We start from the raw sequence: 14,621 nt of genomic DNA, 5'->3' as shown, positions 1-14,621 counted from the left end.
CTACTTGATGAGATCCGCGAGATCGCGGCTCTGGACGCGGACGATGTCCGCCTCGATCAGCTCGGCGACCAGGCGCGCCCGCCCCGCGGTCCCCGACAACGCCGCCTTCACGGCCTCCGCCTGCGACGGGTTGAGCACGGCCGACAGCGCGGTCCGCCAGGGCGGCGACCCCGAGCTGCCGCCGGTGGCCACGTCCTGCCAGGTGTCGGACTCCTTCACCTGCAGCGCCACGCGCGGCACCTCGACCGGCAGCGCGCGTACCTGCCCGGCCCGCCCGGCCAGTGCGCCAAGGAGCGCCGCCTTCGCCGCCTCGGGCAGGTCGATCCGGCTGGTGAGCTGCAGGAACGCCGTGTCGCCCGCCACCAGGAGGCTGGGCTCGCGGTCCAGGAACGGCCCCGGCGGCACATAGACCCACACGCTCGGATCCCGCCGGTCGGGCACCAGCTCGACGCCGTCCACCACGACCGGGGCCGCCTGGTCCACGGTGATGACCGGCCCGTCCACCGGCTCCGACCACGGCCCCGGCGCCACCCGCCAGCGCATGCCCGGCCGGAACGGCGAGTCCGCCGTCCACCCGATCTCCGCCTCGGGCCGCGCCACGCTCAGCGGGACCCGCCGCACCTCCGTCTCCGCCTCGGGCGCCCATTCGACGGTGACCGGCGGACGCAGGGCCACCAGCCGCGCCCGGTGCCCGCCGAACCCCGGCAGCACCGCCGGGTCCAGGTCGAGCCGCTGCTGGTCGTCCACCGGCAGCTCCAGCACCCGGCCCCGGCCCAGCGGCCGGATGACCAGCCTGGCCACCGGGTCGCCGGGCAGATCGGGCACCGCCAGCGTGGGCGTGCCCGGTGCGAGCCGCCCCGCCGTACGACCTGACTGCCTGACGACGTCCACCGTCGCCAGCGCCAGCAGCGCGTCGGAGGCCAGCACCACCCGCAGCGGCAGCGGGAAGCCGTCGCGGTCCAGCACGATCTGCCGCCGGTCGAAGGGCCGCCACGGCCCTTCGACCTCCTCGCCCGTGGACATCAGCGCCCGCAGTCGCGCCTCGCCCGACGGCAGCTCGCCAGCCGCGAGCGTCAGCGTCAGCGTTCCGGTACGGCCGGCTCCATCCAGCGCCAGGCTGCCGGAGACCGGATGCGGCCGCTTGGGCGGGGCGGCGGGTAACCGCACGTCCGCCAGGAGCGCGGGCAGGTCGGTGACCGGCTCGGGCAGGTTGGCCGAGACGTGGACCGGCACCTGCCCGGTTGGCAGCCCGGGCAGGGTGATCAGCCGCACGTGCCGGTCCAGCGAGCCGCCCGCCACCTCACGCGCGGCGGCGAACGGGTCGAAGGACAGCACCCGGTGGGCGATCACTGCGGCCGGCTCGGCCAGGTCGAGGCGCACCGAGCCGGGGGCCACCTCGGCGGGTACGCGCAGGACCAGGTCAAGGGTGGCGCCGGGAGCGGGCTCGGCCACCAGCGCCCCCGCGCGCAGCGCCAGCTCCTCGGCCGCGTCCGGGCCGGCGCCGAGCAGGTCGGCCAGCGCCAGGACCAGCTCGGGACGGGTGACCCTGGCGCCGGTCCCGAGGCGGGCGGCCAGGCGGGTGGCGAGGTCACGGGGGTCCACCACGGTCTCGAACGCCGCCCGCGGGGCCACGGCCCGCACGGCCAGCCGTACCGCGGCGTCGATCGGGAGGGTGGCGTCCTCGATCAGCCGCGCGATGACCTGCGCCGCCTCCGGCATCAGCGCGATGGCCAGCCGCGCGCCCAGGAGCTGGTCGGCGGCCAGCACCGCGGGCGGCGAGATCGGCCCGAGCACGACCGAGAGCTCCAGCACGCTCTCACGCAGGTCGGCGGGCACCCCCGGCGTGGACGAAAAGGCGTTGAAGGCCAGCTCAAGCAGCCCGGACGGCGGGAAGGCCAGGGAACGTTCCAACGACACCATCAGCTCGGGCACGCCGTCGCGGCGGGTCAGCTCCAGCCGGTCGGGCACCGAGACGATCAGGCCGTCCCGGCCGAACGCCGCGAACCCGGAGCCGGTGGGGGCGCCCAGGTCGGGCAGCCCCTGCAGCACGCTCATCGCTCCTCCTACGCGTTCGGACGGGTCTTGATCGGCGGCAGGATCGTCGCGTCGGTCTCGCGCACCTGGCTGACGCCGACCAGGCCGGACTGCCAGATGGTCTCGGTCCTGTAGCGCAGCGGCGGGATCGGGGCGCCGGTCAGCAGCGAGCTCACCGGCACGTGAACGAGCGTCGTGGCCTTCAGCTCCGTCTCGCTGAGCTGCACCGACCCCTGCGCGCCCACGATCGAGACCACGAACAACGCCACCCGGTCACCCGACGGGTCGCCGAACATCGCCGGCACCGCCACCACGCTCACCTCCCGGCTCAGGCGCGGCTTGGCGCTGTCGTCGAAGACGGCATTCCAGACCGCCTCCTTGTCCACCTGCACCGACACGCCCGACTGGTCGAGCACGATCGTGTACGCGCCGGCGTCCGGCAGCGGCTCGGCCGGGACCAGCGCGATCTCCAGCTCCTCGCCCGGCGCCAGCAGCTTGCCCGCCGGCCCGCCCTCGACGGTCAGCGGAATCCGGCGACCGGCCGCGACGGCCACGGCCTTCAGCCGGTCCACCCGGACCGGGCTCTCGATCGCGTTCACCAGCCGGGCGGTGACGCGCTTGGGCGCGGCGGTCAGCGGCACCAGCTCCAGGACGTCGCCGGCGGTGTTGTCCAGGCGCAGCTCCAGCTCCACGTCCTCCGGCTGGCCGCCGCCCGCGCCGACCCTGACCTCGCCGTTCATGACGTTCAGCGAGGCGCCGAAGAAGGCCGCGTGCACGAGCCTGAAGTCATCGAGCGTGAACGTCTCGGCGTGGGTGACGCCCTGCTCCAGGCCCACCTGCGCCTTCGGCCGCTCGGTCAGCCCGGACGGCGCCGCCCCGTCCTGCGGCAGGGCCAGGCGCAGCATCGGCTGGGCGTCGGGCAGGATCTCCATCCGGATCGGCGCGCTCGCACCCATCCGCCCGGCCTCCTCGGCCAGCACCGGCTCCGCCGCGGCCAGCCGTTCGGTCGAGATGACCGGCCTGGCCATGAACTCGACCGTGACCCGCACGTCCTCCTCCCGCGCGGCGCTGGTCGCCCGGATGTTCAGCGCGGGCCGGCGTCCGGTGCCGGGCAGGCGGCCCAGCAGGAACCGGTCCGGGAGGAAGTAGAAGTGCTCGGGCCTGGCCGGGTCCTGCCAGAACGAATGTCCCCGGCCCTCGTGCTGAACGCGCAGCCGGCGCATCCCCTGCACACCGGTCGGGGTGGTGCCGCCGCCGAGCCGTACACGCTGGGCGTCCGACAGCAGCAGCGGGCTCGGCCCGGCCACGCACTCCAGCAGCAGCGCCACCTCGCGGTAGGTCTGGGGCGGCGGCGGCTCGATCAGCAGCATCGGGTTGGGCACCGCGACCGTGATGCCGCGCTTGACGACGACCGTCGCGCGGGCCTCCAGTGAGCTCATCGCCGCCAGCAGCTGCTGCCGCAGGCCGGGGCCGGTCAGCGGCAGCTCGGCCGAGACCACCGCGCCGCCGTCGCTCAGCCTGACCGCCGGGAAGTCCACTTCGACCACCACCGAGCCGCCGGTCAGCTCGGGCACCCGGTAGCGCAACGAGACCGACAGCTCGTGCGGCAGCTCGCTCAGCCCCGTCGGAACCCGCACGGCCACCACGACCAGCGTCGGCGTGCCCGCGCGGTCCGCGGTCAGGATGCGCGGCTCCTCCTGGTCGAAGGCGAGGTCGTAGCGGGGCAGGAACAGGGTGGTGGAGCCGTCGGCGCTCTCGTACAGGGTGTCGTCGCCGGGGGTGTCGGTGGGGGAGACCGGGATGGTCAGCTCGTGCCGTTCCGTGCCGGAGGGGGGTTGGAGCGGCGGGAACCCGCGCGGATTGATCGGCCAGAAGTCCGGCCACTCGGGGATGACCGGGTCCGGCCAGACCAGCGGCAACCGCCGATCACGGTCGGGGAAGCGACGGAGCGGCGGGCCCACGGGATCAAGCCAGTCGAAACGCCGCGCCCTCGGGATGCGGAAGCGGTCCTGGGCGCGCGAGAATTCAGCCGCTGTCATGCAGCCGATGCTCCGCCCCGCCCGTCCCCTTCGCCTGAGTAGGGGGTACTCAGGTGCCTTGATTGCGCTTTGCGGACCTCTTGTGCGTTGGCGCGCTATTTCCGCTCCAGGGGGACGCTCCTCCGCCTCACCGCTGACCCGCCGAGACGCGCGCCCGCTCACCCCTTGGGCGGCCCACCGATACCGGACCCACCCACGGAGCTGTAGGCACGCGAGAGCTGTAGGCACGCGGGAGCTGTAGGCACGCGGCCACCCGAACTGTCGGCACGCGGCGGCCACCGAGCTGCCAGCATGCGGCGGCCACCCAAGCTGTCGGCATGCGGCTTCCACGCGCGTTTTGTGGCGCGGTCGTGCCTCGGCTTGTCGGGGCGGGAGCCTGCGTGTGCGGGGTTAGAGGCGGGGGCGGGCGCCCAGGTGGACTATGGCCTTGGCGGCCAGGCGGTTGCCTGCGGCCAGAGCTTCCGACGGGGGCTTGCCGGCCAGCCACGGCGGCAGGAAGCCGGCCGTGAAGGCGTCACCCGCGCCGGTGCCGTCCACGATGCGGTCGACCGGTTCGGCGGCGGCTCGGACGGGGTCGGGGCGGCCGTTGGTGTACCAGAGCGAGCCGTCCGCGTTGAGCTTGATCACCACCTGCGGGAACCACGCGGTGAGCACCTTGACGGCGGCCTCGGGGTCGTCGCGTCCGGTCAGGACCTTGGCCTGGTCGGCGTTGGCGAACAGGAGCTTGGCCCCGTTCGTCCACTCCAGGAACGGCTCGGCCCCGGTGCGCTCCAGCGGCGCGGAGGAGGAGCAGTCGATCGAGATCGTCATGCCGCCGCGCCGTGCCATGTCCAGGGCTGCCAGACCGGCGTCGCGGGAACCCTCGTTGATCAGCGTGTAGCCGGACAGATGGAGATGGCTACCTCCGCTGAACAGGTCACGGGGAAGGTCCTCCGGCGACAGGGCGGCGTTGGCCCCGGGGTCGGAGAGCATGGTCCGCTCGCCCTTGTGGGTCACCAGGACCACACAGGTGCCCGTCGGCCGCTCGGGATCCATGACGAGCCGGGCGTCCACGCCGTAGCCCATCAGCTCCATGTCGCGGTTGCGGCCGGTGATGTCGGCGCCCCTGCGACCGATGAAGGCCACCTCGGCACCTTCCACGGCCAGCCAGGAGGCGATGTTCGCCCCGGATCCGCCGCCGTGCATCGTCACGATCGCGGGTGTGTCGCTGGCTCTGGCGAGCGCATAACGGGCGCGCGCCACCGCGTCGGTCATGAGATCGCCCACCACGACGACCCGCGTCATGAGGCCACCACCTTGCGTCTTCTCGCTATGCCTGCCGCCGCAAAACTAACAGCTCTCGGCCTGCCCGTGGGCGGAGACCGGACACAGGTGCCCAGTCGATGCACAAGCGTTGTCCAACGGTCTTGGCATCTGGGATGCGGGTCTACGCTCGGGACTGTGGATGCACAGTATCCGGCCCACTGGGAGGCCGACGTCGTGCTGGCCGACGGTGGCACCGCGCACGTGCGTCCGATCCGCCCGGCCGACGCCGACCGGCTTCTCGCCTTTTATTCGCGGCTGTCCGACGAATCCATTTACTTCCGTTTCTTCGGCCCGCGTCCGAAGTTGTCGGACAAGGAAGTGGCCTGGTTCACCAACGTCGACTACACCAACCGGGTCGCCCTGATCGCCACGATCGGCACGGAGATGGTGGCCGTCATCCGTTACGACCGGGTCGGCGCCACCGAGGGCGAGGTGGCCTTCCTCGTCGAGGACGCCCACCAGGGCCGCGGCGTCGCCTCCGTCCTGCTCGAACACCTGGCCGCCACCGCCCGTGAGAACGGCATCGAGACGTTCATCGCCGACGTGCTGCCCGCCAACATGAAGATGATGGGCGTGCTGCGCCAGGCCGGCTACACCGCGCAGAGCCGCTTCGCCGACGGCGTGGTCCGCATGACGCTCGACCTCGCCCCCACCGAGACCTCCGCCGAGGTGACCGCCGCCCGCGAGCACCGCGCCGAGGCGCGTTCCATCGAACGCCTGCTCACGCCCGGCTCCGTCGCGGTCATCGGCGCCTCGCGCGAACCCGGCGGCGTCGGCCAGACCGTCCTGCGCAACCTGCTGGCCGCCGACTTCACCGGCCCCGTCTACCCGGTGCACCGCGAGGTGCGGGCGGTGGCCGGCGTGCGCGCGTACCCCAGTGTGGGCGCCATCGACGGCGAGGTGGATCTGGCGGTCGTGGCCGTGCCCGCGGAGAGCGTTCTCGACGTGGTGAAGGAGTGTGCCGAGAAGGGCGTGCACGGCCTGGTCGTGGTCTCCTCCGGCTTCGGCGAGACCGGCGCGGGCGGACGGGCCAGACAGGACGAACTCGCCACCATCGCCCGCTCCTACGGCCTGCGCGTCGTCGGCCCCAACTGCCTCGGCATCGCCAACACCGACCCAGCCACCCGCCTGAACGCCACCCTCGCCGCCACCCTGCCCGGCCGCGGCCGGGTCGGCTTCTTCAGCCAGTCGGGCGCGCTCGGCACCGCGTTGCTCCAGCGGGTCGCCCAGCGCGGGATGGGCATCTCGTCGTTCGTGTCGGCCGGCAACCGGGCCGACGTCTCCGGCAACGACCTCCTGCAGTACTGGGAGGAGGACGAGGCCAGCGAGGTCATCCTCCTCTACCTCGAATCCCTCGGAAACCCCAGAAAGTTCACCCGCCTGGCCAGGCGCATCGCCCGCCGCAAGCCCATCGTGGCCGTGAAGAGCGGCGGCACCCCCGTGGGCCACTCCGCGCGGGCCCTGCGCCTGCCGGACTCCGCGATCAGCTCCCTGTTCGCCCAGGCCGGGCTCATCCGCGTCGACGACCTCATCCAGCTTTTCGACGTGGGCCAGCTCCTGGCCCACCAGCCGCTGCCTGCGGGCCCGCGCGTCGGCCTGGTCACCAACTCCGACGCGATGGGCCTGCTCGCCGTCCACGCCAGCGCCGACGCCGGCCTGGAGCCCCGCCCGCCCGTCAACCTAGGCGCCTCAGCCGGCCCTTCCGAGTTCGGCACTGCTCTCGCCGACGTGCTGGCCGCCGACGAGGTGGACGCGGCCGTGGTCATCTACATGCCACCGATCCCCGGCGACACCGCCGGAGTGGCCGCCGAACTGCTGAAGGTCTCCCAGGACACCGGCAAGCCCGTCCTGGCCACGTTCGAAGGCCACCTGGGCATGCACCCCGACCTCCGCGTGGGCCGAACCCCGGCCAGAGGCTCCATCCCGTCCTACGCGGCCCCGGAAGAGGCGGTCCGGGCGTTGGCCCACGTGGTCAGGTACTCGGCCTGGCTGGCGCATCCCGCCGGCACACCCCCCGAACTCCCCGACCTGAACCCGGAAGCCGCCCACACCCTCATAGCCCACCACCTCAACCCGCCCACTCCCGAGACCGACGCCCCCCAATCCGACGCGCCCGAGCCCAGCGGATCCGCAATTCCGGAACCCGCCTCAGACAGCGCCCACCCCGAGCCACCCCGGGCGTCCGCCTCTGACACCGACGCTTCCCAGGCGGCCGTCTCTGAGAGCGACGGGTCCGAAGCAGGCCGCGCAGAGGCTCGCGCGTCGGAGGCTGTCGGCCCCGAGGCTGTCGGCCCGGACGCTGTCGGCCCGGAGGCCGTCGGTCTTCAGGCCGGGCAGCAGGGTGATCGGGAGGGCTTCGAGGCAGGCGGTTTCCCGGTGCAGGAGGCCGGGGCGGGGCCGGTGGAGATCGATGCCACCGAGCTGCTGGCCTGCTACGGGATCACGGTGTGGCCGGCGCCGATCGTGCGCTCGCCCGACGAGGCGGCGGAGGCGGCCGAACTGCTCGGGTGGCCCGTGGTGGTCAAGGTGACCGGGGCGGACGCGGCCAGGCGGGCCGGGACCGTAAGGCTCGGACTCGGCGGACCGGACACCGTCCGCAGCGCCTACACCGAACTGGCCGGACAATATGGCGATGACGTCGAGCTGGCGGTGCAGCGGATGGTCCCGCAGCCCGCGGTGCCCACCGTGGTGGGAGTGGCCGAGGACCCGGCGTTCGGCCCGGTCGTCTCGTTCGGCCTGGGAGACGTGACCGCCCGGCTGCTGGAGGACGAGGGGTTCCGGCTGGCGCCGCTGACGGCGGAGGACGCGGCGGGACTGATCCGGTCCGTCCGCGCGGCGCCGCTGCTGTTCGGCGAGTACGGCTACCCGCCGGTGGCGGTGGAAGCCCTGGAAGACCTGCTGGTACGCGTCGGCCGCCTGGCCCACGACCTGCCGGAGGTCGCCCGGCTGGATCTGGACCAGGTGCTGGTGGGGGAGAGCGAGGTCATCGTCCTGGGCGCCAGAGCGGTACTCAAGACCCCACCCGGCCCCCGCCAAGACGGCGGCCCCCGCCGCCTGGGCTGACCACGGGGTCGGGTTGTCTCACGAACGGGTGGTTCGGGTGGGCGAGGGTGGGCGCGGTCGGGTGGTTATGGGGCGCGCGTCGCGGTGGTGCGCTTGCGCGGCCTGCCTGCCGTGACCCTGGAATGTCCCCCGCCATGGTCGGCGGGTGGGGGTGGGCGGGGCCGGCCGTAAGGGAAAGGGCGGCTCGTAACCAAAGGACCGAGCATCACCGGAACGCGGTGGCGGCCGTAATAGGGAAAGTAGGGACAGGGCGGGGTATAAGGTGGTCTGTCCGGTGGGTGAGAGCATTGCCGAGCCCTGGCAGGATGGACCCATGAGGGAAACCCGAGTCTCAGCCGCGGGTCTGCGTGAGGCGATCGAGCGCAGCGGCTACTACCCCGACCTCGTCACGGATGCGGTCGAATCCGCGCTGGGCAAGGAGGCCGTGACGGCCTATGTGGTCCATCACGAGGCCACGTTCGACCCGGCCATGGAGGTGCGCAGGCACGTCACCGTGCTGGTGCTGTCCGCCTCGCGCCTGCTCGTCTGCCATACCGACGAGCATCCGGCCGTCGAAGGCGTCTCGGCCTCGCACGCCTCGACCACCACCGAGGCGGTGCGCCTGAGCCGCGTGCAGTCCGTCGCCGTGACCAGGGTGGTCCCCGACCCGGCGTCCTACGTTCCCGGCGTGCCGCCGACCGAGGTGACGCTGACGATCGGCTGGGGCGCCATCTCCCACGTCGATCTCGAACCCGCCACCTGCGGCGACGAGAACTGCGACGCCGACCACGGCTACACGGGCGCGATCACCGCCGACGACCTCTCCCTGCGCGTCAGCGAGGCCGCCGACGGGCCCGAGGCGGTGTCCCACGTCCTGGCGTTCGCCAAGACCCTGTCCGAAGCCACGGCGCGCGCCTCGTCTTAGGCGCGCGTTTTCGTTTCGGGGGACTCTTTCTGTCGCGGCCTGTTACGGCTTCTGTTACGGCGGCCTGTTGCGGCTTCAGTTACGGCTTCTGTTAGGGCGGCCTGTTGCGGCTTCTGTTACGGCGGCTTTTCTGTTACGGCGGTGCCAGCTTGCCCCACCCGCCGCGATGGCGCGCGCCCTTCACGGCCGGTAGTGAACGCTCGAGACATCCCGCCGTGACGACTCCGCCCTTGCCCACCTAAGGCCACACCCCTCCACCAACACGCTTGACCGGGCCCCTTGCGGGTGCCGTGTCCAGGGGTTGGATGCTCCTGGGATTGACCGGGTTCGGGTGGTTTATGGGATTTGCCTGAGGCGCAGGGATATGCCCTGGTTTGTGGGTGTTATTAGGATCTGGTCATGAGTCTGGACGCTGTTCCGCTGGTGCCCGGTTATGGTGGGTCGTCGTTGCCGGATCTGCCGCGCTCCCTGATGGCCGCGCTCGGTGTGGGCGACGGCAACGTGCTCGGGCTGGAGCCTGCCCGCAGCGTCTGTCTGTTCCTCGTCGACGGTCTGGGCGCCGAACTGCTGGCCGCCCATCCCGAGACCGCGCCCTTCCTGTCCAGCGCCACCAAAAGGGTGTTGACCGCCGGTTTCCCGGCCACGACGGTCACGAGCCTCTGCTCACTCGGCACCGGCCTGCCGCCCGGTGAACACGGGATGCTCGGCCTCATGCTGGCCGTGCCCGGCGCCGGGCACCTGTTCAACTGCCTGCGCTGGACCCTGCCCGACAAACAGGTCATGGACCCCCTCACCTGGCAGCCGGCCGACACCGTCTACCAGAGCGCCGCCGCAGCCGGGGTGACCTGCAGTTACGTGGCGCCCGCCATGTTCGAGGGAACCGGCCTGACCGAGGCCGTCTACCGAGGGATGCGCTACCTCGGCGCCGACACCGTGGACGAAAGGGTCGAAGCGGCCACCGCCGCCCTGGCCGAGCCGCGTGCCCACGTCACCGTCTACTACGGCGACCTCGACGCCATGGGCCACCTCACCGGCTGGGGCACCCCCGAATGGCTCGACCAGCTCGCCATCGTCGACCGCCTGGCCGAACGCCTGGCCGCCGCCCTGCCTCCCGGAGGCGCCCTGTATGTGACCGCCGACCACGGCATGGTCAACGCCCGCGACAAGATCGAGGCCGACCAGACGCCCGAACTGTCGGCGGGTGTCGCGATGCTGGGCGGGGAGGCGCGGGCGCGACACGTGTATACGGAACCGGGTGCGGCGCACGCCGTCCTCGACGCCTGGCGTGAGACCCTTGCCGGGCGGGCATGGGTGGTGTCGAGGCAGGAGGCCGTCGACGCCGGTTGGTTCGGGCCGAAGGTGAAGACGGAGTGGATCGAGCGCATCGGTGACGTGGTGGCCGTGCCGTACTCCGACCTGGCGATCATCAACACCGCCCACAAGCTGGAGGCGGCCTTCACGGGCTACCACGGCTCGATGACCACCGCCGAACAACTCATACCACTTCTGGAGGTAAGCAGCAGATGAGCCCGCTCATCACCCCGGCCGAGCTGGCCGAGCCAGGCGATGCCGTGACCTTGCTGGACGTGCGCGGCGGGATCAGCGGGCCGCCCGGCATCGACCGCTACCGCGAGGGTCATCTGCCCGGAGCGCTCTTCTGCGACCTCGACGCCGACCTGGCCGCCGCCCCCGGCGCCGGGGGAAGGCATCCGCTGCCGTCCGCCGAGCACTTCCAGAACGCCATGCGCCGCCTGGGCGTCACCCGGGGCAAGCCAGTGGTCGTGTATGACGACGCCGGCTCCACGATCGCCGCCCGCGCCTGGTGGTGCCTGCGCTACTTCGGCCACGACCAGGTCAAGGTCCTGGACGGTGGTCTGCCCGCCTGGGACGCCCTCGGCCTGCCGATCGTCAAGGACGAACCCACCGCGACGCCCGGCGACTTCACCGCCGTGCCCGGCGGCATGCCCGTCCTCACCGCCGACGAAGCCGCCTCGCTGGCGAACACCGGAGTCCTGCTGGACGCCCGGTCCGCCGAGCGCTACCGAGGCGAGGTGGAGCCCATCGACCCGGTCGCCGGCCACATCCCCGGCGCCGTCAGCGCTCCCACCACCGACAACGTCACCGCCGACGGCCGCTTCCTGGCCGCCTCGGACCTGGACGCCCGCTTCACCGCACTGGGCGTGACCGACGGCACCCCGGTGGGCGCGTATTGCGGCTCCGGCGTCACCGCCGCCCACGAGGTACTCGCCCTGCACCTGGCCGGCTACCCCGCCGCCCTCTACGTCGGCTCCTGGTCCAACTGGGTAGCCAACCCCACCCACCCCATAGCCACCGCCTAACCCACCACCCCCCGGCTGGACCAGCCGGGGGCGTGATCGTGGGCAGCCGGGCAACCACCCGAAGAGCCTGGCAGAAGGCCCCACCAGCCGCGTGGCCCAGTGGGTTTCCCGATGCCAGGCCCCTGCCGCAGGGCCGTCACCACCCCCAACTACCCGGTCGGCCTCCGGGGGAGAGGAAGGCGGGCTTCCGGTGGGTTCAGGTGGTCAGGGGGCGGTCGCCGGCGCCGAAGCAGGCGAAGGCGGTTACACCGGTCTTCGCGGTCGCCTCGGCGAGGGCTCTGGAGGGCGAGTGGCCGGCGGCCAGGAGTTCGTGGAAGCAGGTCATCACGGCCAGCGCCTCCTCGTCCCGCACCGGCACCATGCCGGCGACGACGCACGCCGTACCCTGTGCCAGGAAGGTGCCCGCCAGCCCCAGCGGCGCGCCCTCGCAGGGGGCGCGCGCCATTCCGGCGTCGCACGACGAGAGGATCACCAGGCGCGGTGGGTGGTCCAGGCCGAGCAGGTCGTAGGCCATGAGCGGGCCGTCGGCCAGGGTGATGCTGGACAGCAGCGGGCTGCGTGCCTGGAAGACGCCGTGCGCGGCCACGTGGAAGACGTCCACCTCGGCGAGCGCCCGCAGCACGGGTGCGATCCGGGCCTCGATCTCGTGTCCGCCGGGGTGACAGGTCAGCACCTGCCGTACCTCTTCCGGCGCTTCGTGCAGGTCAGGACCGGCGGTCGCGGCCACGACGGGCGCCGCGCGGGCGGGGCGTGGCGCGGTGCGGGCCCGCAGCCACGACAGCGCGGCGGCCGCGACGGTCACCGGCCGCCCACGCAGGTACGGCAGCGCCGACCAGGGCAGCGTGTAAAGCGGCCCGGCGGGGACGACGACCAGCGGCCGGTCCCCGATCCACTCGGCCAGCGGCCGGAACATCATCTGGTCCACCTCCTGCCCGCACGACACCGCGTCGCCTCCGGCCCCGGGACAGTCGCCCAGCGCCGCCCGCCGCATCGCATACCGGAGGCGCACCACCGCCTCACCCAGCGAGGACACCTCCGCCAGCCGCCGCATCCGCACGTGTTCGGCGGTCACCACGACGGCGAGCAGCGCCCCTTGGTCGACGACGTACTCCACCAGCGCGGCCCCGCCCAGGTTCTCCCGAACTCTCCGCAACCACCCCGCCGCCTCGTCGACACCCCCCAGAGCACGCTCGGCCCCGGCCATCCACGTCCGCGCCTCAGAACCCTCATCGGACCGGTCACTGGACGCGGCCTCGACACCCGGCAGTCCCCGCTCCCGACCCCCGCCCGGCGCCTGCCCGGTGACCGCCCGCCAGTGCTCGCTCCACTCGAACACCTCCTCGGCCCGTCCGCCCCGCACGGCCAGCGTCAGCCCGAACGCCGCCAGCCGCTCCCCGGCCCGAGCCGCGTGCGCCCGCAACGCCGGATCGTCCAGCGACTCGACCTGCCCGCCCACCTCGGCCAGCCCGTCCCGCACCGCGCGGAACGCACCCGCCGAGTCCTCCTGCAAAGCCGCCTCAAGCGCCAGGGCGTGCTGCCGGATGAGCGGCGGCGTGGGCGAAGGCTGCGCCAGATGCGCCGCCTGCGCCTTGGACGCCAGCGGAATCCCCTCCGCCGGCCGCACCCGCCGGCACTGCGCCGTGAGGTAGCCGAGCTGCTCGGAGGCCGTTGGATGATCGTCGATCGACAACGCCGCCTCCGCGGCCGCCAGCCGCAGCGCCGCCGCGGCCACGGCACAGGCGGGACCGAACTCCAGCGCGTCGGCGCACTCGGTCAGCTCCCGCACCAGCGCGGGCGTGACGGGCCCGAGCGTCAGCCTGGATCGCAGCTCCACCTCCCTGGCCAGCGGCAGCCACGACTCACGGTCCTGCGCGACGAGCTCGGCCGCGGCCTGCGCGGCGACCTCGGCGGCGCGCCGCGGGTCGCCGGTGAGGAGCTCGACCTGCGCCAGCTTCAGCCGCGCCTCCGCCAGCGCGACGTGCGCGCCAGAAGCCTCCAGCTCGGGTACGGCGAGGCTCAGCAACGCCCGAGCCTCCCCGGGCAGGTGCGCGGCCAGCAGTGCGCCGGCGAAGTCGGCCCGCATCGTGGCCAGGCGTTCCGGGTACCCGAACAGCGTCTCCTCGGCCGCCCGGTAGTGGGCGAAGGCGGCTGCGAGGTCGCCGCGCCGTACCGCGAGGAAGGGCAGGTTCGCGGCGGCCAGGCGCGTGAGGTGGGCCAGCCCGGCGGCGTGGGAGATCTCCAGGCAGGCGGTGATGTCCTGGGTGGCGCGGTGCCAGTCGCCTCGGTAGGCGCGCACGAGGCCGCGGTTGAGCAGGCCACCGGCCAGGAACCGGCGGTCGTCGACGGTGCCGGGGGCGGTGGCGAGCGTCTCCAGGGAACGGTCGCAGGCGGCGATGGCCTCCTGATAGCGGCCCAGGTGGGCTAAGGCGACGGCCCGCTGCGTGTCGAGCTTGGCGCGGTCGAGCGGGCACAGGTAGGCCCAGGCGAGGGCGGCCACGCGCAGCGCCTGCAGGGGATGGCCGCGTTCGGTGCGCACGGTGACGAGGGAGAGCCTGGCCTGCGCCACGCGTTGCGGCGGCGCCGCGGGCGTGGCGATGGCCTTGCGCAGGTGCCGTTCGGCGGCCTGCAGGTCGCCCAGTTCACGGGCGGCCAGGCCCATGGCGCGTAGAGCGACCACGGCCGCCTCGACGGCGCCCGTGTGCTCGGCCGCGACCAGCACGAGGCGGCCGGCGGCGAGCGCCTGCTCGGGGTCGACCACGGATCTGGACACGGCGGCCTCGGCTGCCGCGAGGATGTTGGTCGTGGAGTCTGGGGAGATAGCGGAGTCTGCCTGCTCAGCGGTCATGCTGCGGCCCGGTGGAGTGCTGAGATAGGTCGAGGTGGAGGTGAGACGGCGCGCTGTGGGACGGCGGTGGCTCCGCCGCCCCGGTACAACAG

General features: G+C 73.1%; 8 protein-coding genes. 4 read left to right on the top strand and 4 right to left on the bottom strand.

The window, feature by feature from the left end:
• The 3 genes from HNR40_RS49025 to HNR40_RS49015 all read right to left on the bottom strand — a co-directional run bounded on the left by HNR40_RS49025 (position 1) and on the right by HNR40_RS49015 (position 5,357).
• Positions 1-2,055: a hypothetical protein gene (locus HNR40_RS49025; protein WP_184974380.1), complete on the bottom strand. Its 2,055-nt coding sequence runs from the start codon at positions 2,053-2,055 to the stop codon at positions 1-3.
• Positions 2,056-2,063: 8 nt separating this feature from the next.
• Entirely contained in the window at positions 2,064-4,073 is a 2,010-nt protein-coding gene (locus HNR40_RS49020; RefSeq protein ID WP_184974378.1) for a hypothetical protein, read from the bottom strand.
• A 390-nt stretch (positions 4,074-4,463) separates the two neighbouring features.
• Positions 4,464-5,357: a carbohydrate kinase family protein gene (locus HNR40_RS49015; RefSeq protein WP_184974375.1), complete on the bottom strand. Its 894-nt coding sequence runs from the start codon at positions 5,355-5,357 to the stop codon at positions 4,464-4,466.
• Between the two features lie 156 nt (positions 5,358-5,513).
• Between HNR40_RS49015 and HNR40_RS55785 the strand changes: the two genes are divergently transcribed.
• From HNR40_RS55785 to HNR40_RS48995, 4 genes are all read left to right on the top strand, one after another.
• Positions 5,514-8,441: a GNAT family N-acetyltransferase gene (locus HNR40_RS55785; protein WP_312896824.1), complete on the top strand. Its 2,928-nt coding sequence runs from the start codon at positions 5,514-5,516 to the stop codon at positions 8,439-8,441.
• 313 nt (positions 8,442-8,754) lie between these two features.
• Positions 8,755-9,345 carry a DUF5998 family protein gene (locus HNR40_RS49005; protein ID WP_184974372.1) on the top strand — a complete coding sequence of 197 codons (591 nt, stop codon included), beginning with the start codon at positions 8,755-8,757 and terminating at the stop codon, positions 9,343-9,345.
• A gap of 399 nt (positions 9,346-9,744) precedes the next feature.
• A complete protein-coding gene (locus HNR40_RS49000; RefSeq protein WP_184974370.1) occupies positions 9,745-10,872 on the top strand; it encodes an alkaline phosphatase family protein in 1,128 nt (375 codons plus the stop codon).
• Complete coding sequence (locus HNR40_RS48995) at positions 10,869-11,684, top strand: sulfurtransferase (protein WP_184974368.1); 816 nt, start codon at positions 10,869-10,871, stop codon at positions 11,682-11,684. Before HNR40_RS49000 ends, HNR40_RS48995 begins: the two co-directional genes overlap by 4 nt.
• A 196-nt stretch (positions 11,685-11,880) precedes the next feature.
• Here HNR40_RS48995 and HNR40_RS57700 read toward each other — a convergent pair whose 3' ends face one another.
• On the bottom strand, positions 11,881-14,454 hold the full coding sequence (locus tag HNR40_RS57700; protein WP_184974366.1) for a CHAT domain-containing protein: 2,574 nt from the start codon (positions 14,452-14,454) through the stop codon (positions 11,881-11,883).
• Positions 14,455-14,621 lie beyond the last annotated feature (167 nt).

Origin of the sequence: Nonomuraea endophytica (assembly GCF_014203235.1) — a bacterium.
In the GTDB taxonomy this organism is placed as follows: domain Bacteria; phylum Actinomycetota; class Actinomycetes; order Streptosporangiales; family Streptosporangiaceae; genus Nonomuraea; species Nonomuraea endophytica.
This window is presented reverse-complemented; position numbering and strand designations above follow the sequence as displayed.

Coding starts and splice junctions, on each gene's coding strand:
- HNR40_RS49025 (WP_184974380.1), bottom strand. CDS start 2,055: ATGAGCGTGCTGCAGGGGCTGCCCGACCTGGGCGCCCCCACCGGCTCC.
- HNR40_RS49020 (WP_184974378.1), bottom strand. CDS start 4,073: ATGACAGCGGCTGAATTCTCGCGCGCCCAGGACCGCTTCCGCATCCCG.
- HNR40_RS49015 (WP_184974375.1), bottom strand. CDS start 5,357: ATGACGCGGGTCGTCGTGGTGGGCGATCTCATGACCGACGCGGTGGCG.
- HNR40_RS49005 (WP_184974372.1), top strand. CDS start 8,755: ATGAGGGAAACCCGAGTCTCAGCCGCGGGTCTGCGTGAGGCGATCGAG.
- HNR40_RS49000 (WP_184974370.1), top strand. CDS start 9,745: ATGAGTCTGGACGCTGTTCCGCTGGTGCCCGGTTATGGTGGGTCGTCG.
- HNR40_RS48995 (WP_184974368.1), top strand. CDS start 10,869: ATGAGCCCGCTCATCACCCCGGCCGAGCTGGCCGAGCCAGGCGATGCC.